Here is a 20,182-nt window from a genome sequence, read left to right as displayed (position 1 = left end):
AAGTTACGACCGTTCACCCCTTTTGGTGGCGCGACGGACAACCGTCCGTCGCGCCACCACCCTCTCCGCGTACGTTCGTCCCGCTGCGAGCCGCCGGGACGACGACGGCTCCCACACACGGGAGATCGGGGGTGCACACGTGCGCATCGGACTGCTTACCGAGGGTGGCTATCCGTATGTCGGCGGTGACACCGGGCTCTGGTGCGACCGGCTCGTGCGCGGGCTCGGGCAGCACGAGTTCGACGTCTACGCGCTGGGGTGCGGCCGGCAGCAGGAGGACGACGGCTGGGTGCCGATCCCGCCGCAGGTCAGGCGGGTGCGCACCGCCCGCCTGGGGACGGCCGCAGGCGACGGCGCCACGCTGGGCCGCCGCGCCCGCAGGCGGTTCACCGAGCACTACGGCGAGTTTCTCGGCGCGGTCTGCGCCGCGCGGGAGGGCTCCGCCGCCGAAGTGGCGGACCGTTTCGGCAACGCGCTGTACAACCTCGCCGAACTCGCCCGCGACACCGGCGCCCTGACCGGAGCCCTCCGCTCCGACCACGCCGTGACCGCCCTGGAGCGCGCCTGCCGTGCCCCCGGCGCGCCGCGCGCGGCGCACGAGGCGCGCGTCCCCGACCTGCTGGCCGTCACCGATCACCTCGCCCGTGCCCTGCACCCCCTCTCTCTCGACTGGTACGGCGAGGACGCCCTCGCCGCCGTCGACCTCTGTCACGCCACCTCCGGCGGCTCCGCCGCCCTGCCCGGCCTGCTCGCCCGGCACTTCTCCGGCGTGCCCCTGCTGGTCACCGAGTACGGCGTCCAGCTCCGCGCGCACTACCTCGCGCTCGGCCCCGACAGCGCCGCCCCGGCCGTCCGCGCGCTGCTCGCCGCCTTCCACGGCCGGCTCGCCACCGAGGTCTACCGGCGCGCCGAGATCCTCACCCCCGGCAGCAGCCACGCCCGGCGCTGGCAGGAGCGGTGCGGCGCCGACCGGGCCCGTATCCGCACCGTCCATCCCGGCATGGACGCCGACCGGTTCGCCGAGGTGGGCGAGGCGCCCGACCGCGCGGACGCGGACACACTGGTGTGGGTCGGCCGGATCGAGCCGGGCCGGGACCTGGTCTCGCTGCTGCACGCCTTCACCGAGGTCCGCAAGGAGGAACCGCACGCGCGACTGCGCATCGTGGGCGTGCCCGTGGGAGCCGAGGGGGAGGCGTACCTCGCGCAGTGCCGGGCGCTGGCCGCCCAGCTCTTCCCGGACGAGGCGGAGGGGCTGCACGCCGTGGGGGACAACCCCGTGTCGTTCACCGAGGTGGGGGCGCCCGAGGCGCCGACGCTGCCCGACGCGTACGCCGCCGGGGCCGTGGTCGTGCTGTCCAGCGTGGTCGAGGGGTTCCCGGTCAGCCTGGCCGAGGCGATGTTCTGCGGCCGGGCCACGGTGTCCACCGACGTGGGCGCGGTGGTGGAGGTCATCGGGGGCACCGGGCTCGTCGTACCGCCGCGCAACCCGCGGGCGCTCGCGGAGGCGTGCGTGGCGCTGCTGCGCGACCCCGAGCGCCGGGCGCGGCTGGGGGCAGCGGCGCGGGCGCGGGCGCTGGAGCTGTTCGGCGTCGAACAGAACATCGCGGCATTTCACGGCATTTACCTGGAGATCATGTCGCACTGTCCGGTGCGCCGGGCCGCCGTCGACGAGGCGGGGGAGCCCCTGCCGTTCGCCGTCCCGGCCGAGGCGCACGTGCCCGGCCGCTGGACCGTCCCCACCCTGCTGCGGGGCTCACCGGAGCCGGTCCGGGCCGGGGCGGAGGGGGCGCGATGAGGGGCGTGGACAGAACGGGGGCGGTGGCCGCGTCGGGGGGCTCCTCCGGTGCCGAGGCGCCTTTGCGCCGGGGTGCCGTCGACCCCGTGAGGACGCTGCTGCACCAGCACCGGGAGTTGTGCGAGCGGGCCGTGGACCCGCTGGAGATCGCGGCCGGGCTGGAGTCGCACGGCTTCACCGACCGCTCCGCCGCCCGCTACCGGCACCGGGACGTCTTCTCGCTCGCCGAGGAGCTGTACGCGCGCGTCCCCCGCGACGCCGACCCGGCCCCCGAGCCCACCCCCGGCCCCGCTCCGCGCATCCGCGCCGGCTTGGTCCTGCTCACCCTGCTGCCCGGCGCGGTCGCCTCCGCCACCGTGGCGGGGCTGCGGCTCGGCCACGGCACCACCCGCCCCCTGGTGGCCCTCGGCGGTCTCCTCGCGGTGACCCTCGCCGTACGCGCCGCCCTCGGCCGGGGCCCCCTCGCGGCCCGTCCCGGCGCGGCCCCGAGGCCCTCCGCCCCCCTGTGGACGCTCTGCCTGCTCGGCTACGCCCTCCTCGGCGACGGTCTGCTGGACGCCGTGGTGAGCGGCGGCCCCGACGCGCTGCCCACCGGCGCCCCGGACGGCCCCTGGCCCGCCGCCACCGCGCCCGTCCTGGCCCTCGCGCTGGCCTGCGCCCCCGCCGCCTGGTGCGCCCACCTGCTCGATCTCGGCGCCCGCCGACGGCTCGCCGGCAGCCGGGGCCTGGAGGACTTCACCTCCGGCGCACGCCCCCTGCTGCTCGGCGTCCTCGCGCTGTACCTGGCCGCCCTGACCGGCCTGCTCGCCCTGACCGGCGCCGTACTGGACGAGGACCCGGCCTACCCGCAGGCCCTCACGCTGGGCGCCCTGCTCTTCCTCGCCCGCCTCCTCACCGCCCACCGGCACCGGCACGCGCCGGCCGTGATCCTGGGCGCGGCGGCTGCCGCCGAGGTGGCCGCGCCGGCGCTGGTGCTGAGCGGGCGGCTCCCCGACTGCGGGTTCCTCGCCGTACCGGTGACCACGCTGGTGGACCCCCTGGGGGCCGCAGCCGTTCCCACCCTGAGCTGTGGCTGTGCGGCCCTGGTCCTCCTGGTCCACGCCCTGCGCACCCTCACCCGCGCCTCGGCCCACGCGCCCGCGGGGGGCCCGGAGTGAGGCACGCGTGTTCCGGGTGGCCCCGGCGCGCGGGCGGCGGCAGGCCGTCCCGAGCACTCGCCGGACGGCGAGTGTCCCCGACGGGTCCGGCAACGACCCCCGCGAACCGGCCCCCGTCCCCTGCGCCCACCCGCGCGGCTCCGCGTCCGAGGCCGTCCCCCGCGTCCGCCCACGCGACCCTGCGCCCGGGCCGGCCGCCCACCTCCGCCCACGCGGGCCGGCCGAGGGTGCCCGGGGACGCGCGCCCGGTGCCCCGAGCCGCCCCCACCCACCCCCCACGGGACCGGCGCCCCACCGCCGCCCCGCCCTCTCCCCCCTCCATCCCTGAGACCTTCATCCCTGAGAAGGAGAACACCAGATGACCACCTCCCGACACGGAGTCACCGCAGTGGCCGGGTCCGTGGGAGCAGCCGCGGCGCACACCTCGGGGGCCGCCCTATGAGGGTCCTGCTGATCGGAGCCAACGGGTACATCGGCCGCTTCGTCGCCGACCGCCTCCTCGCCGACCCCGCCGTGCAGCTCACCGCGCTCGGCCGGGGCGACGACGCCGACGTCCGCTTCGACCTCGCCACCGGCAGCCCCGGCGCGCTCACGCGGTTCCTGGACGCCGTGCACCCCGGTGTCGTCGTCAACTGCGCCGGTGCCACCCGGGGCGGCGCCCGCGACCTCACCCGGCACAACACCGTCGCCGTCGCGACCGTCTGCGAGGCGCTGCGCCGCAGCGGCTGCGGGGCCCGGCTGGTGCAGATCGGCTGCGGCTCCGAGTACGGGCCGAGCCAGCCCGGCTCCTCCACCGCCGAGGACGCCGTACCCCGGCCGGGTGGCCCCTACGGGGTCAGCAAGCTGGCCGCGACCGAACTGGTCCTCGGCTCCGGGCTGGACGCCGTGGTGCTGCGGGTCTTCTCGCCCGCCGGACCCGGCACCCCGGCGGGGTCACCCCTGGGGAGACTCGCGGAGGCGATGCGCCGGGCCATGCAGGCGGGCGACGGCGAACTCAAGCTCGCCGGGCTCGGCGTCCAGCGCGACTTCGTCGACGTACGCGACGTCGCCCGCGCGGTGCACGCCGCCTCGCTGTCCGCCGCGCAGGGCGTGATCAACATCGGCTCCGGCCGTGCCGTACGGCTGCGTGACGCCGCGACCGTACTGGCGCGGGTCGCCGGGTACGGCGGGGCGCTCAACGAACTCGACGCGCCGCCCGGCCCGTTGCGCGGGCAGATCGGGCATCCGCGCGGTGATCTGGACCACGCGGTGCCGGTCGCGTACCCCTACCCGGACGGCTGCGGGAGCTGGCAGCAGGCCGATGTGCGCACCGCCCGCGACCGGCTCGGCTGGCGGCCCCGGATCAATCTGGAGGAGTCCCTGGCGGACATCTGGATGGAGGCGGCATGCCGCATCTGACCAGCGCGCCCGCCGCCGTCGCCGTACGCACCGCGATCGGCGTCCCCGACTACGCGCACCCGCTGACCGCGCCCGCCCAGTGGGCCGAACTCGCGCGGCCCGGAACGCCGTTGGACTGGGTGGTGCTCAATGTCGCCGCCGGGCCGGGCACCCGCCCCGACCCGCACTGCCTGGCGGCGGCGGGCCGGCTGCGGGACGCCGGGGTCCGCGTGCTGGGCCACCTGGACCTCGCGCACGGCATGCGCCCCTTCGCCGACCTGGTCACCGACGCGCACCGCCACCTCGACTGGTACCGCGTCGACGGCTTCCTGCTGGAACGCTGTCCCGGTGACCGGACACAACTGCCCGAGGTCCGCCGGGTGATCACCACGCTGCGCGCGCTCGCCGGAGAGACCCACATCGTGCTCGGCCACGGGGCCCATCCCTGTCCGGGGTACGCGGAGAACGCCGACCAGTTGGTGACCTTCCGCGGCTCCTGGGCCGACTACCGCTGGTCGCAGGTGGCCGAGTGGACCGCCGACTACCCGGAGAGCCACTTCTGCCACTTCGTGCACGGGGTGCCGCGCGGCCATCTGGAGGAGGCGCTGCGCATCGCGCGCTGGCAGGGTGCCGGGACGATCTACTTCACCGACCGCACGGACCACGGCGGCCGGGCCAGCCCCTGGGAGACCATGCCCGGCCACTGGGACGAATTCGTCTCGCGGGTCGGAACAGGTGTCTCGGAATGAAGAAGGCCGTGGCAGTGTTACGGGAAGAACAACCCGTAGTGATCGACCGACCAACGGAGTCCCCGTGTCGCTGCCACCCCTGGTCGAGCCCGCTTCCGAGCTCACCGTAGACGAGGTCCGCCGGTACTCCCGCCACCTGATCATCCCGGACGTGGGGATGGAAGGGCAGAAGCGGCTGAAGAACGCCAAGGTGCTCTGTGTGGGCGCCGGCGGCCTGGGTTCACCCGCGCTGATGTACCTCGCGGCGGCCGGTGTCGGCACGCTGGGCATCGTGGAGTTCGACGAGGTCGACGAGTCCAACCTCCAGCGGCAGATCATCCACAGCCAGGCCGACATCGGCCGCTCGAAGGCGGAGTCCGCGCGGGACACGGTCAAGGGCATCAACCCCTACGTGAACGTGGTCCTGCACGAGGAGCGCCTCGAGGCCGAGAACGTGATGGAGATCTTCGGCCAGTACGACCTGATCGTCGACGGCACGGACAACTTCGCCACGCGCTACCTGGTCAACGACGCGTGCGTGCTGCTGAACAAACCGTACGTGTGGGGCTCGATCTACCGCTTCGACGGCCAGGCGTCCGTCTTCTGGTCCGAGTACGGCCCCTGCTACCGCTGCCTCTACCCGGAGCCCCCGCCGCCCGGCATGGTCCCCTCCTGCGCCGAGGGCGGCGTGCTCGGCGTGCTGTGCGCGTCGATCGGCTCGATCCAGGTCAACGAGGCGATCAAGCTGCTGGCGGGCATCGGGGACCCGCTGGTCGGCCGCCTGATGATCTACGACGCCCTGGAGATGCAGTACCGCCAGGTCAAGGTCCGCAAGGACCCCGACTGCGCGGTGTGCGGCGAGAACCCCACGGTCACGGAGCTGATCGACTACGAGGCGTTCTGCGGCGTCGTCTCCGAGGAGGCCCAGGAGGCCGCGGCCGGCTCCACGATCACTCCCAAGCAGCTCAAGGAGTGGATCGACGACGGCGAGAACATCGAGATCATCGACGTCCGCGAGCCGAACGAGTACGAGATCGTCTCCATCCCCGGCGCCAAGCTGATCCCGAAGAACGACTTCCTCATGGGCACCGCCCTGGAGTCCCTCCCGCACGACAAGCGCATCGTCCTCCACTGCAAGACGGGCGTCCGCAGCGCCGAGGTCCTCGCCGTCCTGAAGTCCGCGGGCTTCTCGGACGCGGTCCACGTGGGCGGCGGCGTGATCGGCTGGGTCAACCAGATCGAACCCAGCAAGCCGGTGTACTGACACCTCCCGCCCCGAAGGCCCACCACGCCGTTTCGCGCCGGCGCGGTGGGCCTTCGCCGTTTGCCGCCGACGGCGGGCTGCTCGACGCGCAGGTGGCGGGGATGCCGACCTGGCCGCGCTTCCGGCGGCTGGCTGATCACGCGGAGGCGTATCTGCGGGAGCGGGGTGTGGATGTCGCCCGGCTCACCGGGACCGCGCCGGCCGTGCCGGAGAGCCGGGGGGAGCCGTCGTAGGGGAAGCCGTCAGGTGCACACCGTGTTCGGCTTCGGGGTCCTGCCCGTCAGGAGGTAGTCGTCGACCGCCTTCTGGACGCACTTGTTCTTGCTGTCGTACGCCCCGTGTCCCTGGCCCTTGTAGGTGAGTTCGACGGCGACGCCCTTGCCGAGGGCGTCGACCATGGCGCGGGCGCCCTCGTAGGGGGTCGCGGGGTCGCCGGTGTTGCCGACGACGAGGATGGGGGCGGAGCCGGGGGCGTGGACGTCGGGGTGGTCGGCGGCGCCGGGGACGGCCCAGTCGGTGCAGCCGGCCATGCCCCAGGCGAGGTAGTCGCCGAAGACGGGGGAGGCCCCGCGGAAGTCGGGGAGCTTGGACCGGATGTAGGCCGGGGTGTAACGGGGCTTCTCGTCCGAGCAGTTGATGGCGATGTTGGCCGGGGTGATGTTGCTGTACTCACCGTTCTCCGACCGCCCGTTCATCGAGTCGGACAGCAGCATCAGCACCCTGCCGTCCCCGTCGTACGCCTGCTCCAGACCCTCGGTGAGGTACTCCCAGAAGTCCTTGGAGTACAGCGACTGCGCGATGCCGTTGGTCGCCGCGGTCTGCGTCAACCGGCGTGGAGGGATACCGGGGATGGGCTTCCTCTCCAGGTCCTTCAGCAGCTTGGCGATACGTTTCTTCACGTCGTCCGCGGTGTCGCCGACGGGGCAGTCCTCGACCTTGGACGTGCAGTCCTCGGCGAAGTTGTCCAGCGCGAGCTGGAACCCGCGCGCCTGGCTGAGCGCCCCCTGCTCGGGCGTCTGGGTGGGGTCCACCACCGCGTCGAACACGGCCCGTCCCACGTGCTGAGGGAACAAGTGCGCGTACACCCCGCCGAGTTCGGTGCCGTAGGAGATGCCGAAGTAGTGCAGCTTGGCGTCACCCAGCACCTGGCGCATCAGGTCCATGTCGCGGGCCGCGTCCGTGGTGCGCACATGGGGCAGGATCTTCCCGGACCGCTGCTCGCACGCGTCGTTGAACTTCTCGGTGCGGTCGATGAGTTGCTTCTGCTCGGCGGTGTCGTCGGGCGTCGCGTCCTGCTGGAAGAACGCATCGAGCTGGGAGTCGCTCTCGCAGAGCACCGGCGCGCTGCGGCCGACCCCGCGCGGGTCGAAGCTGACCAGGTCGTACCGGGTGCGCAGGGCCGCGTAGTCCTCGCCGAACGCGGGCAGCGTGGTGACACCGCTGCCGCCGGGGCCGCCGAAGTTGAACACCAGCGAGCCGATCCGGTCCTTCGCCGGGCCGTCCGCCTCGGCGCGGATCAAGGCGATGCCGATGGTGTCGCCCTTGGGCTCGGCCCAGTCCAGCGGCGCCAGCATGGTCGCGCAACTCCACTTCGCGCCACCGGGCAGCGGGGAGGGCGCCGGGCCGCCGCCCTCCGCCTCGGAGGGGGCCGGACAGTCCTTCCACTGAAGCCTCTGCTTCGTCAGATCGCCGTGCCCCGACCCGCCGCAGCCGGCCAGCAGGGCGGCCATCAGCACGGCACTGGTCGTCAGGGCGGCGGCGCGCGGCCGGGAAGGGTTCGGCATACAGCCATCCTCACGGCGCGCCCGCGACCGCGCGCGGGGCACGGGCCGTAAGGAGTACGGGGGCGACAGCCCCTGGACGCCGACCGGAGCGGCACCCCCTGCAGGGCCCCCTACAGGGCCCCCTACAGGGCTCCCTTACGGGTCAGGTGATTGAACGCCAGCCACCCCGGCAGCACCGGCAGCCACAGCGTCAGCAGCCGGAACAGCAGCACCGCCGGAGCCGCCACCTCCTTGGGCAGCCCGACCGCGATCAGACCCACGGTCAGCGTCGCCTCCACGGCCCCGACCCCGCCCGGCGTCGGCGCGGCGGAGCCGAGCGCGTTGCCCGCGAGGAAGACCACCGCGACGCTGGCGATGCTGATGTGCGCCGACTCGTCGCCGAACGCCCGGATCGAGGCGTCCAGGCACATCACGAAGCACCCGGTGAGCAGCAGCATGCCCCCGATGCCGGTGACCAGCTTCTGCGGCCGCTGGAGCACGTCCAGCATGCGCGGCACCACCCCGGCGAACAGCGACCGCACGCGTGTGACGACGAACTTCCGCAGCAGCGGCACCGACGTCACCACCAGCACCAGCACCGCGACCGTCAGCAGCCCCGCGATGACCGTCCGGGACGGCGACAGCGACGGCGTCTTCTCGGTGCCGGTGAGATAGCCGAAGGACAGCAGCATCAGGATGTGGCAGCCGAGACCGAACAACTGCGAGGCGCCCACACTCGCCACCGCGAGCCCCGGCCGCACCCCCTGCCGCTGGAGGAACCGCGTGTTCAGCGCGACACCGCCCACCGCCGCCGGGGCGACGATCTTCACGAAGGACCCGGCGACCTGTGCCGCCACCGTCCGCACGAACGGCACCCGCTCCGGCACGAACCCGAGCAGCGCCATCGCGGCGGCCACGTAACTGAGCGCGGAGAACGCCACGGCCGCCGCCACCCAGCCCCACTGGGCCTGCGCGAACAGCTTGCCGAACTCGATGTGGGTGAGCTGGGTCAGCAGGAAGTACGCGCCGATCGCGCCCGCGATGAAGCTGATCAGGGTGCGCGGCCGGACGCGCTCCAGCCGGGCCGGCTCCACCGGGGCCTGCGGCCTGATCCGGAGCACCTGGTGCCGGATCTGGGTGAGCAGGTCCTCCTCGCGGGCCTCGTCGATCGCCTCGTCGATGGCCCGCTTCTCGGCCCGCTGCTCGGCGCGGACGGTCTTCTTGTCGGGTTTCTCCGGCAGCGCCGCGCCTTCCTCGGAGGCTGCCTCCAGCCGGGCCTGCTTGGCCAGCCGGGACGACTCCAGCACCGCCTCCCGCTCCCGCTCCGCGCGCTCGCGGGCCAGCTTGCGCAGGGTGGCGCGGGTGGAGCGGGTCAGCGCGATGGGCTGGAGCATCGGCAGGCAGTCGGCCACCGCGTCCGGGCCGAGTACCGCGACCGCCGTGGCCACGGCCCGCTCGGCGCCGACCCTGAGGCCGAGCGTGGTGAGCATCTGGGCCACGTCCATGCGCAGCAGCAGATCGCCGGCCGCGATCTCCCCGCCGCGCAGCTCGGCGAGGATCACCTTGCCGGAACGATCCACCAGTACGGCGTCGCCCGCGAGTCTGCGGTGCGCGATGCGCCGGGACTGGAGCGCGCGCACCTGGTGCCAGATCTTGTGCAGCAGTTCGTCGGTGATCTCGTCGTCGGCCAGCGAGTCCAGCGTGCGGCCGCCGGTGTGCTCGTAGACGAGGATGACGGCGTCGGGACCCAGCTCGGAGGTGGCGATCAGCTTGGGGGCGTTGGCGCCGGCCGCGATGGCCGCGTACGCGAGGAGCGCCTCCTGCTCCAGGGCCTGTCTGAGGGACTGGAGGCTGGAGCGGGTGGCGAAGCCGCGCAGGGTGAGGTTGCGCCAGGCGCGGTAGAAGAAGCCCTGGGCCTGCTGTTCCCGGTCGACGACCGTGACGTCCAGCGGCGGGCCGTCCTCCAGGGTGACGAAGTAGCGCCGCCCCCGGTCGCCGTTCTCCGCCTCCGGGCCCTCCTCGCGGACCGCGCTGACCGGGTGGAAGCCGACGTGACGCAGGCCCGCCATCAGGGTGCGGCCGGTGGGGCGGACATTGGGGGAGCCGACGGCGTAGAGGGTGCCGTAGGCGACCGTCCAGCCGATGAGCACCGTCAGGATGATGGCGAACGGCGTGGTGTAGCCGGTGACCAGCATGGAGAACGCGTCGAGCAGCAGCACGATCCACAGCACCGCGCGCCAGCGGGGTCTGCGGGACATGCCGACGGCCGTCATATAGGCGATGACGGGCGCGAGATAGCCGTGCACCGGGTCGGTCAGCGCGTGGACGTCACCGGGCGCCGGCTGGGTCAGCGCCTCCTGGATGGAGCCGGGGGCGGCGCGGGCGACCCAGAGGTCCGTGGCGAGGGTGACGCCGTGCGCGAGGACGGCGGCGAGGACACCGTCCGCGATGCGCAGCCCGTCGCGTTTGATCAGCCGCTCGATGGCGAAGGCCACCGGGACCAGCAGGATGGCGATGCTGGACGCCAGCCCCGCGATCTTGATCAGCAGGTCGGGCGCCTGGCCGGTGCCCTTGTTGATGTCCTGTTCGAGCCCCGAGGTGGTGCCGTGCGCGAACGCGGCGATGGCGAGCAGCAGGACGATCGCCAGCACGCCCACCAGGAGCCGCATGAGGTCGGAGGGGCGGTGCACGCGTGCGGGAAGCAGCGGTTCGTCGCCCTCGACCTCCTCAAGGACCTCGTCGGAGGGCCGCCTGGGGGCGTACGCCCGCGCGGGGACGCCCGCCTCGCCGCCCTCACGCGCACGCGTGCCCGCGTCCTCGGAGGGGCCTTCAGTGGCGTCGCGGGAGGCGCCGGGGCGCGCGGACGCGCCAGAGGTGCCCTCCGCGTCGTCGGGGTGCACACCCTGCTGCTTCATGATCTCTTCTTGGTCTCGTATCACCGGTCACCGCCCGCACGATGGTGGCACGACTGAGGGGCGCGAGGGGGCATCAGGGTGCGGATGGGGGTGCGAAAAGTGCGTTTGGGCGGAGTGCGGGCCCGTCCGGACACCCCTGGGCGCCCTCGTCCCATTGTCCTGGGCGTACGGCAGGATGGGGTGGATGAGCGAGCAGAGCCCTGCCGGGGAGGGGCGCCCGGACGAACTTCCGGAGTACGCCGAGCGCGTGCTCGAGGTGGCCGAGCGGATTCCGCCGGGCCGGGTGATGACCTACGGCGACGTCGCGGAGTGGCTGGAGGAGGGCGGGCCGCGCCAGGTGGGCCGGGTCATGGCGCTGTACGGGGGCGCGGTGCCGTGGTGGCGCGTGGTGCGGGCCGACGGCGCGTTGCTGCCCGGCCACGAGCTGCGCGCCCTGGACCGGTACCGGGCCGAGGGCACCCCGCTGAAGCAGGCGTCCCGCAGCGCGGAGGGGCATCTGCCGCGCCTGGACATGAGACGGGCCCGCTGGGACGGAGGCCCGGCGGACCATAGCTGACGGCCTTAGGCAAGGGGCGCTGCCCAGATCCGCTCGTACGGGGGACATCAGGCACGTCCCCGGCATGACGTACGTTCGTTGGGGCGGGAGCCCCCGCGGCGCCCGCCTCCCTACGTCCCTACGACCACCCCGCACCACCACCCCGCACCACCACCAGGACCGGCGAACCACGTGAGCACCACCTTCACCACCGGACGCCTGCCGAACCCCCAGGGTCGGCAGGCGCCTCGTGGTGCCTACCGGCTGCTCCGCACCCCGCCCGCCCAGACGCCGGCGCCCCGCCCGGACGCCGCCCAGCGCGCGGTGATCGAGCACGACAGCGGGCCGCTGCTGGTCCTCGCGGGGCCCGGCACCGGCAAGACCACGACCCTGGTGGAGTCCGTCGCCGCGCGCGTGGCCCGCGGCGGCGACCCCGAGCGCATCCTGGTGCTGACCTTCAGCCGCAAGGCCGCCGTCGAGCTGCGCGACCGGATGGCCCGGCGCATGGGCGCCGCCCGCGCGCCCCGCGCCACCACCTTCCACTCCTACTGCTACGCCCTGGTCCGCGCCCACCAGGACAGCGACCGCTTCGCCGACCCGCTGCGCCTGCTCTCCGGCCCCGAGCAGGACGTCACCGTGCGCGAGCTGCTCGCCGGCCAGCCCGAGCTGGAGCGGCTCGGGCTCGACCATGTGCGCTGGCCCGACGACCTGCGCGCCTGCCTGACCACGCGCGGCTTCGCCGACGAGGTCCGCGCGGTCCTCGCGCGCAGCCGCGAGCTGGGCCTCGCGCCCGGCGCGCTGGACGCCTTCGCGCGCCGTATCGGCCGCCCCGACTGGCGCGCGGCCGCCGCCTTCCTCGCCGAGTACCTCGACGTGATCGACCTCCAGGGCGTCATCGACTACGCCGAACTCGTCCACCGCGCCGTGCTCCTCGCCCACCGCCCCGAGGTCGCCGAACGCCTCGCCGCGTCCTACGACGCGGTGTACGTCGACGAGTACCAGGACACCGACCCCGCGCAGGTACGGCTGCTGCACGCGCTGGCCGGGGGCGGGCGCACCCTGGTCGCCCTCGGTGACCCCGACCAGTCGATCTACACCTTCCGGGGCGCCGACGTGAACGGCATCCTCGACTTCCCGGCCGCCTTCCCGCGCGCGGACGGCCGCCCCGCGCCCGTCGAGGTGCTGCGCACCTCCCGCCGCTCCGGTGCCGACCTGCTGGACGCGACCCGCCGCATCACCCGGCGCATGCCGCTGTCCCAGCTCCCCGCCGAGAAGCTCCGCGTGCACCGCGAGCCGACGGCGGTGCGCGAGGGCGGCCGCGTGGAGGTGTACACCTACCCGACGCCCGGCACCGAGCTGGACAACATCGCCGACATCGTCCGCCGCGCCCACCTGGAGGACGGCGTCCCGTGGAACGAGATGGCGATCCTCGTCCGCGCGGGCTCCCTCACCATCCCGACCCTCCGCCGCGCCCTCACGGCGGCGGGCGTCCCCCTGGACATCGACGGCGACGACCTGCCCCTGCGCCACGAACCGGCGGTCGCACCCCTGCTGACGGCACTGCGCGCGGTGGCCCTGGCGGAGGCGGGTGCCTCCGGCGGCGAGCCGGGGCCGGGAGCGGCGGCGCTCGGGCCGCGGGCTGTCGACGCCGGTCGGCTTGAGGCCCCCGCTTCCGACGAGCTGCCCGCTCCCGAGCCGGAGGCCCCCGCTCCCGAGCCGGAGGCCCTCGCTCCCGAGCCGGAGGCCCTCGCTCCCGAGCCGGAGGCCCTCGCGGGCCCTTACGCCGAGCCCGCCCCGCAAACCACCTCAACCCCCTGGCTGGACCCGGAAACCGCGATCACCCTTCTCTCCTCCCCCCTCGGCGGCATGGACGCCGCCGACCTCCGCAGGCTCGGCCGGGCCCTGCGCGAGGAGGAGCGGGCCGCCGGAGAGGCGCTGCCCGCCCCCTCCGACGTGCTGCTCGCGCGGGCGCTCGCGGAGCCCGAGCGGCTCGTCGCGCACGACCCCGCGTACGCGCGCGGGGCGCAGCGGCTGGGCGCGCTGCTGCGAAAGGCGCGCGCGTGCCTGGCCGAGGGCGGCACCGCCGAGGAGGCGCTGTGGGCGCTGTGGAACGGCACGCCCTGGCCGAGCAGGCTGGAGCGGGCCGCGCGGCGCGGGGGAGCGGCGGGCCGCAACGCCGACCGTGACCTGGACGCCGTCTGCGCGCTGTTCGCCACCGCCGCCCGCGCGGAGGAGCGCACCGGCGGACGCGGCGCCCTGAACTTCCTGGAGGAGATCGACGCCGAGGACATCGCCGCCGACACCCTCACCCGCCGCGCCGTGCGCCCCGACGCCGTACGCCTGATGACCGCGCACCGCTCCAAGGGGCTGGAGTGGCGGCTGGTCGTCGTCGCGGGCGTGCAGGAGGGGATCTGGCCCGATCTGCGCCGCCGGGGCTCCCTGCTGGAGGCCGACCGGATCGGCCGGGACGGCCTCGCCGAGCCGCTGACCCCGGGCGCCCTGCTCGCGGAGGAGCGCCGGCTGTTCTACGTGGCCGCCACGCGCGCGCGGGACCGTCTCGTCGTCACCGCCGTGAAGGCTCCGGCCGACGACGGCGACCAGCCGTCCCGCTTCCTGACCGAGCTGGGCGTCGAGCCCCGCGACGTCACCGGCCGACCGCGCCGCCCGCTGGCGGTCGCCGCGCTCGTCGCGGAACTGCGCGCCACCACCGTCGATCCGGACGTCTCGGAGGGCCTGCGGGACGCCGCCGCGCGCCGGCTGGCCCGGCTCGCCGCGCTCGCCGACGAGGACGGACGCCCGCTGGTACCCGCGGCCCACCCCGACCGCTGGTGGGGGATGTACGAGCCGACCGCCGCCAAGGTGCCGCTGCGCGACCGCGACCAGCCCGTGGTGCTCTCCGGCAGCGCGCTGGACCAGCTCGCCAACACCTGCGCCCTCCAGTGGTTCCTGGGCCGCGAGGTGAAGGCCGACGCGCCCGCCACGGCCGCCCAGGGCTTCGGCAACGTCGTCCACGTCCTGGCCGACGAGGTCGCCTCCGGCCGTACTCCCGCCGACCTCGACGTCCTGATGGAACGCCTGGACTCGGTGTGGAACGCGCTCGCCTTCGACGCGCCCTGGAAGTCCGCCCAGGAGAAGGAGACCGCCCGCGCGGCGCTCGAACGCTTCCTGAACTGGCACGTCCTGGACCGCGCCACCCGCACGCCCGTAGCCAGCGAGCGGGACTTCGACGTGACCCTGGAGGCCGGCGAGTACCAGGTCCGCATCCGGGGCCAGATGGACCGCGTCGAGACGGACGGCGACGGCCGGGCCTACGTCGTGGACTTCAAGACCGGCAAGAACGCCCCCACCGCCGCCGAGGTCGCCCGCCACCCCCAGCTCGCCGTCTACCAGCTCGCGGTGGCCGAGGGCGCGGTGGACGACGCCTTCGACGGCGAGCGCCCGCAGCCCGGCGGCGCCGAACTCGTCCAGCTCCGGCAGGGCGCGGCGAGGAAGGACGGCGGCGAGACCCTGCCCAAGGTGCAGGCCCAGGAGCCGCTGGACGGGGAGTGGGTCGGCGACCTGCTGGCCACGGCCGCCGGGAAGGTGCTGGACGAGCGGTTCACCCCCACCACCGGCCAGCACTGCGCCCACTGCTCCTTCCGCGCCTCGTGCAGCGCCCGGCCCGAGGGCCGGCACGTGGTGGAGTGATGGGCGCAGCGGAGTGACGTACGCAGCCGAGTGACGTACGGCACCACACAACCGCGCTGACCTGCGTTTTCCACAGGCCCGGCGCCCGCTTGTCGGCGGTCGCCGCTAGCCTTCCCCGCATGCCCGCGCACCTCACCGACCCCGAGCAGCTCAAAGAGCTGCTCGGCATCCCGTTCACCCCGGAGCAGACGGCCTGCATCATCGCGCCGCCCGCCCCGCAGGTGATCGTGGCCGGAGCAGGGTCGGGCAAGACCACCGTGATGGCCGCGCGTGTGGTCTGGCTGGTCGGCACCGGACAGGTCGCCCCCGAGCAGGTGCTCGGCCTGACCTTCACCAACAAGGCGGCCGGTGAACTCGCCGAACGCGTCCGCAAGGCGCTGATCAGGGCCGGGATCACCGACCCGGACGTGATCGACCCGGACAACCCGCCCGGCGAGCCCGTCATCTCGACGTACCACGCCTTCGCCGGACGGCTGCTCACCGACCACGGCCTGCGTCTCGGCCTGGAGCCCAGTTCGCGGCTGCTCGCGGACGCCACCCGGTTCCAGCTCGCCGCCCGGGTGCTGCGCGAGGCGCCGGGCCCGTACCCGGCGCTGACCCGCTCGTTCGCGGACCTGGTCACCGACCTGCTCGCGCTGGACTCGGAGCTGTCCGAGCACCTGGTCGACCCCGACGAACTGCGGGTCTGGGACGCCGACCTGCTCACCACACTGGAGGGGGTCCGGCTCAGCAACGCCGACCTGCGCAAGGTCCCCGAGACGCTCGCCGCGCGCGCGGAACTCGCCGGGCTGGTCCAGCGCTACCGGGCCGCCAAACGCGCCCGCGACCTGCTCGACTTCGGCGACCAGATCGCCCTGTCGGCCCGCCTCGCCCGCGTCCCCGAGGTGGGCCGCCTGCTGCGCGAGGAGTTCCGGGTCGTGCTGCTGGACGAGTACCAGGACACCTCCGTCGCCCAGCGCGTCCTGCTCGCGGGCCTCTTCGGACACGGCACCGGCCACCCCGTCACCGCCGTGGGCGATCCCTGCCAGGCCATCTACGGCTGGCGCGGGGCGTCCGTGGCCAACCTGGACGACTTCCCCGAGCACTTCGCCCGCGCCGACGGCAGGCCCGCCACCCGGCAGGCGCTCAGCGAGAACCGGCGCAGCGGCGGCCGCCTCCTCGACCTCGCCAACGGCCTCGCGGAGCCCCTGCGCGCCATGCACGCGGGCGTGGAGGCGCTGCGCCCGGCCCCCGGCGCCGAACGCGACGGCCTGGTCCGCTGCGCCCTGCTGCCCACCCATGCCGAGGAGATCGACTGGCTGGCCGACTCCCTCGCCCACCTGGTGCGCACCGGCACCCCGCCCGGTGAGATCGCCGTCCTGTGCCGCACCGCGACCGACTTCGCGGAGATCCAGGGCGCGCTGGTCGCCCGCGACGTGCCCGTGGAGGTCGTCGGGCTGTCCGGGCTGCTGCACCTGCCCGAGGTCGCGGACCTGGTCGCCGTCTGCGAGGTGCTCCAGGACCCCGGCGCCAACGCGGCCCTGGTCCGGCTGCTCACCGGCCCGCGCTGGCGCATCGGCCCGCGCGACCTGGCCCTGCTCGGCCGCCGCGCCCGGCTGCTCGTCGCCCACGCGCGCGTGGACGGCGCCGACGACCCCGACCGCAGGCTCGCCGAGGCCGTCGAGGGCGTGGACCCCTCCGAGGTGACCTCGATCGCGGACGCCCTGGACACCTTCCTGGAGACCTCCTTCGGGACGGACGGCCACGACGACGACCTGCCGTTCTCCCCGGACGCGCGCGTGCGCTTCGCCCGCCTCGCCGCCGAACTGCGCGACCTGCGCCGCAGCCTCTCCGACCCGCTGATGGACGTGCTGCACCGGGTGCTCGCCGTCACCGGCCTGGAGGTCGAGCTGTCGGCGTCCCCGCACGCGCTGGCCGCCCGCCGCCGCGAGACCCTGTCCAACTTCCTCGACGTGGCCGCCTCCTTCGCGGCCGGTGACGGCGAGGCCACCCTGCTCGCCTTCCTCGCCTTCCTGCGCACCGCCGCCCAGTACGAGAAGGGCCTCGACAACGCGCTGCCCGGCGGCGAGAACACCGTCAAGGTGCTCACCGCGCACAGGTCCAAGGGGCTGGAGTGGGACGTGGTCGCCGTCCCCGGCCTGGTCAAGGGCACCTTTCCGAGCGCTCAGGGGCGCGAGAAGTGGACCGCGCAGGCCAAGGTGCTCCCGCACGCCCTGCGCGGCGACACCGCCACCCTGCCCGACGTCGACTCCTGGGACGCCAAGGGCATCAAGGGCTTCCACGAGGCCATGAAGGAGCACCAGCACACCGAGGAGCTGCGCCTCGGCTACGTCACCTTCACCCGCCCCCGCTCCCTCCTCCTCGGCTCCGGCCACTGGTGGGGCCCCAGCCAGAAGAAGCCGCGCGGCCCCTCCGACTTCCTCCAGGCGCTGTACGACCACTGCGCCGCCGGGTACGGCGAGACCGAGGTGTGGGCCGACGCCCCCGAGGAGGGCGAGGAGAACCCCGCCCTGCACACCGCAGGCGCCGACCAGGCATGGCCGCTGCCCCTGGACGCCCTCGCCTTCGCCCGCCGCCGGCGGGCCGCCGAGACCGTCCGCGGCCACCTGACCGCGCCGCTCCCGGAGCCGACCGCGTACGACGACCCCGAGTGGCCGCCGCCGGACGACCCCGACGAGCCTGAGGGCGACCCCGGTGACTGGGACGACTGGAGCGCCGAGCGCCCCGCCGCATCCGTCCCGCACCAGGCGTCCGCCCCCGAGCCGGGGCCCAGCCTCACCCCCGAGGAGGCCCGCGCGGTCGCCTCCTGGGACCGCGACCTCGACGCCCTCGCCGGGGAACTGATGCGCGCCCGGCGCGCTGTCATCGACGTACCGCTGCCCGCCGTCCTCACCGCCACCCAGATGCTCCGGCTGGCCGAGGACCCCGACGGGCTCGCGCAGGAACTCGCGCGCCCCATGCCGCGCCCCCCGCAGCCGGCCGCACGCCGGGGCACCCGTTTCCACGCCTGGGTCGAGTCCCGCTACGAGGAGCTGATGCTGCCCCTGCTGGAACCGGACGACCTGCCCGGCACCGACGCCGAGATCGCCGACGAGGCCGACCTCGAAGCCCTCAAGGAAGCCTTCGAGCGCACCGAGTACGCCCGGCGCACGCCGTACCGCGTCGAGGTCCCCGTACAGCTCACCCTCGCGGGCAGGGTCGTACGCGGCCGGATCGACGCCGTCTACAAGGACGGCGAGGGCGAGGACGCCACCTACGAGATCCTCGACTGGAAGACCGGCCGCACGCGCGATGCCGATCCGCTCCAGCTCGCCGTCTACCGGCTGGCCTGGGCCGAGCAGCAGGGCATCGCGCCCGAGCGGGTCACGGCCGCGTTCCTGTACGTGCGCACCGGCGAGGTCGACCGTCCGGACCCGCTGCCCGGCCGCGAGGAGCTGGCGCGGCTGCTCGAAGGGGAGCGAACCGGGGCGACCGGGACGCCCGAGTGTGACGAACCGCCCGCCGAGGATGTCCGTGCGGGCCGATAGGCTCGTGAGCATGAGCCAGACCCCGGACAGCGCCGTCCACGCGTACATCGAACGACACCGCGCCGCCTTCCTCGACGACCTCGCCGCGTGGCTGCGCATCCCGTCCGTGTCCGCCCAGCCGGAGCACGCCCCCGATGTCCGCCGCAGCGCCGACTGGCTCGCCGCCAAACTGACCGGGACCGGCTTCCCGGTGGCCGAGGTCTGGCCCACCGCGGGCGCCCCGGCCGTCTACGCCGAGTGGCCCTCGGACGACCCCGGCGCACCCACCGTGCTGGTCTACGGCCACCACGACGTCCAGCCCGCCGCCCGCGAGGACGGCTGGGACACCGACCCCTTCGAGCCCGTCGTACGCGGGAACCGGCTGCACGCGCGCGGGGCCGCCGACGACAAGGGCCAGGTGTTCTTCCACACACTCGGCGTCCGCGCCCACCTCGCCGCGACCGGCCGCACCGCTCCGGCCGTCCACCTCAAGCTGCTGATCGAGGGCGAGGAGGAGTCCGGCTCCCCGAACTTCCGCGCCCTGGTCGAGGAGCACGCCGAGCGGCTCGCCGCCGACGCCGTGATCGTCTCCGACACCGGCATGTGGTCCGAGGACACCCCCACGGTGTGCACCGGCATGCGGGGCCTGGCCGAGTGCGAGATCCGGCTGTACGGCCCCGACCAGGACATCCACTCCGGCTCCTTCGGCGGCGCCGTGCCCAACCCGGCCACCGCCGCCGCCCGCCTGGTCGCCGCCCTGCACGACGAGCACGGGCGCGTGGCCGTCCCCGGCTTCTACGACGGCGTCGTGGAGCTGACCGAACAAGAGCGTGCCCTCTTCGCCGAGCTGCCCTTCGACGAGGCCGAGTGGCTGCGCACCGCCAAGTCGCACGCGGCGCACGGCGAGGCCGGGTACAGCACCCTGGAGCGCGTCTGGGCCCGCCCGACCGCCGAGGTCAACGGCATCGGCGGCGGCTACCAGGGCGCCGGCAGCAAGACGATCATCCCCTCCTCGGCCGTGGTGAAGCTGTCCTTCCGGCTGGTCGCCGGGCAGGACCTCGGCACGGTCGAGAAGGCGGTACAGGACTGGGCCGAGCGGCAGGTGCCCGCCGGAATCCGGCTGGAGACCGAATTCAGCCCGGGTACGCGCCCGTGCCTCACCCCGCTCGACCACCCGGCCCTGCAGTCCGTCGCCCGCGCGATGGGCCGCGCCTTCGACAAGCCGGTGCGGTTCACCCGCGAAGGAGGCTCCGGCCCCGCCGCCGACCTCCAGGAGGTGCTCGGCGCCCCGGTCCTCTTCCTCGGCATCTCCGTACCCTCCGACGGCTGGCACGCGCCGAACGAGAAGGTCGAGCTGGACCCGCTCTTCAAGGGCGTCGAGACCAGCGCATACCTGTGGAGCGACCTCGCCGAGAACTGGCGCCCCGCCCCCTGCTGAACAGCCGCCGTTCGGGA

General features: G+C 74.4%; 12 protein-coding genes. 10 read left to right on the top strand and 2 right to left on the bottom strand.

Going from position 1 to position 20,182, the window contains the following annotated elements:
* Nucleotides 1-139 precede the first annotated feature (139 nt).
* The 6 genes from pelF (at nt 140) to ACZ3HQ_RS02225 (ending at nt 6,554) form a co-directional block, all read left to right on the top strand.
* Entirely contained in the window at nt 140-1,795 is a 1,656-nt protein-coding gene (pelF, locus tag ACZ3HQ_RS02250; RefSeq protein ID WP_467507216.1) for a GT4 family glycosyltransferase PelF, read from the top strand.
* A gap of 86 nt (nt 1,796-1,881) precedes the next feature.
* Nucleotides 1,882-2,952, top strand: a complete 1,071-nt coding sequence (locus ACZ3HQ_RS02245) for a hypothetical protein (RefSeq protein ID WP_467507214.1) — start codon at nt 1,882-1,884, stop codon at nt 2,950-2,952.
* A gap of 438 nt (nt 2,953-3,390) precedes the next feature.
* Nucleotides 3,391-4,350 (top strand): NAD-dependent epimerase/dehydratase family protein, encoded by a 960-nt coding sequence (locus tag ACZ3HQ_RS02240; RefSeq protein ID WP_030807303.1) that lies wholly within the window; start codon nt 3,391-3,393, stop codon nt 4,348-4,350.
* Nucleotides 4,338-5,078, top strand: a complete 741-nt coding sequence (locus ACZ3HQ_RS02235) for a spherulation-specific family 4 protein (protein WP_467507212.1) — start codon at nt 4,338-4,340, stop codon at nt 5,076-5,078. Before ACZ3HQ_RS02240 ends, ACZ3HQ_RS02235 begins: the two co-directional genes overlap by 13 nt.
* A gap of 64 nt (nt 5,079-5,142) precedes the next feature.
* Nucleotides 5,143-6,321: an adenylyltransferase/sulfurtransferase MoeZ gene (gene moeZ / locus ACZ3HQ_RS02230; RefSeq protein WP_467507211.1), complete on the top strand. Its 1,179-nt coding sequence runs from the start codon at nt 5,143-5,145 to the stop codon at nt 6,319-6,321.
* 101 nt (nt 6,322-6,422) lie between these two features.
* Nucleotides 6,423-6,554 carry a hypothetical protein gene (locus tag ACZ3HQ_RS02225; RefSeq protein ID WP_467507210.1) on the top strand — a complete coding sequence of 44 codons (132 nt, stop codon included), beginning with the start codon at nt 6,423-6,425 and terminating at the stop codon, nt 6,552-6,554.
* 9 nt (nt 6,555-6,563) lie between these two features.
* Here the strand turns inward: ACZ3HQ_RS02225 and ACZ3HQ_RS02220 are convergent, their stop codons facing one another.
* Both ACZ3HQ_RS02220 and ACZ3HQ_RS02215 read right to left on the bottom strand, forming a co-directional pair.
* Complete coding sequence (locus tag ACZ3HQ_RS02220; protein ID WP_467507209.1) at nt 6,564-8,105, bottom strand: alpha/beta hydrolase; 1,542 nt, start codon at nt 8,103-8,105, stop codon at nt 6,564-6,566.
* A 122-nt stretch (nt 8,106-8,227) separates the two neighbouring features.
* Nucleotides 8,228-10,999, bottom strand: coding sequence for a lysylphosphatidylglycerol synthase transmembrane domain-containing protein (locus tag ACZ3HQ_RS02215; RefSeq protein WP_467507208.1), 2,772 nt, complete (start codon nt 10,997-10,999; stop codon nt 8,228-8,230).
* 184 nt (nt 11,000-11,183) lie between these two features.
* Between ACZ3HQ_RS02215 and ACZ3HQ_RS02210 the strand changes: the two genes are divergently transcribed.
* The 4 genes from ACZ3HQ_RS02210 to ACZ3HQ_RS02195 all read left to right on the top strand — a co-directional run bounded on the left by ACZ3HQ_RS02210 (nt 11,184) and on the right by ACZ3HQ_RS02195 (nt 20,165).
* Complete coding sequence (locus ACZ3HQ_RS02210; RefSeq protein ID WP_450246823.1) at nt 11,184-11,555, top strand: MGMT family protein; 372 nt, start codon at nt 11,184-11,186, stop codon at nt 11,553-11,555.
* Between the two features lie 171 nt (nt 11,556-11,726).
* A complete protein-coding gene (locus ACZ3HQ_RS02205; RefSeq protein ID WP_467507207.1) occupies nt 11,727-15,221 on the top strand; it encodes an ATP-dependent helicase in 3,495 nt (1,164 codons plus the stop codon).
* Between the two features lie 119 nt (nt 15,222-15,340).
* Nucleotides 15,341-18,748, top strand: coding sequence for a UvrD-helicase domain-containing protein (locus tag ACZ3HQ_RS02200; protein WP_467507206.1), 3,408 nt, complete (start codon nt 15,341-15,343; stop codon nt 18,746-18,748).
* 10 nt (nt 18,749-18,758) lie between these two features.
* A complete protein-coding gene (locus tag ACZ3HQ_RS02195) occupies nt 18,759-20,165 on the top strand; it encodes a dipeptidase (protein WP_467507205.1) in 1,407 nt (468 codons plus the stop codon).
* Nucleotides 20,166-20,182 lie beyond the last annotated feature (17 nt).

This window comes from Streptomyces sp. NPDC018263, from assembly GCF_055562575.1.
Note: the sequence above shows the minus strand (reverse complement) of the source record. Positions and strands in the feature narration are given on the sequence as shown.

Coding starts and splice junctions, on each gene's coding strand:
- ACZ3HQ_RS02240 (WP_030807303.1), top strand. CDS start 3,391: ATGAGGGTCCTGCTGATCGGAGCCAACGGGTACATCGGCCGCTTCGTC.
- ACZ3HQ_RS02235 (WP_467507212.1), top strand. CDS start 4,338: ATGCCGCATCTGACCAGCGCGCCCGCCGCCGTCGCCGTACGCACCGCG.
- ACZ3HQ_RS02225 (WP_467507210.1), top strand. CDS start 6,423: ATGCCGACCTGGCCGCGCTTCCGGCGGCTGGCTGATCACGCGGAGGCG.
- ACZ3HQ_RS02220 (WP_467507209.1), bottom strand. CDS start 8,105: ATGCCGAACCCTTCCCGGCCGCGCGCCGCCGCCCTGACGACCAGTGCC.
- ACZ3HQ_RS02215 (WP_467507208.1), bottom strand. CDS start 10,999: ATGAAGCAGCAGGGTGTGCACCCCGACGACGCGGAGGGCACCTCTGGC.
- ACZ3HQ_RS02210 (WP_450246823.1), top strand. CDS start 11,184: ATGAGCGAGCAGAGCCCTGCCGGGGAGGGGCGCCCGGACGAACTTCCG.
- ACZ3HQ_RS02200 (WP_467507206.1), top strand. CDS start 15,341: ATGCCCGCGCACCTCACCGACCCCGAGCAGCTCAAAGAGCTGCTCGGC.
- ACZ3HQ_RS02195 (WP_467507205.1), top strand. CDS start 18,759: ATGAGCCAGACCCCGGACAGCGCCGTCCACGCGTACATCGAACGACAC.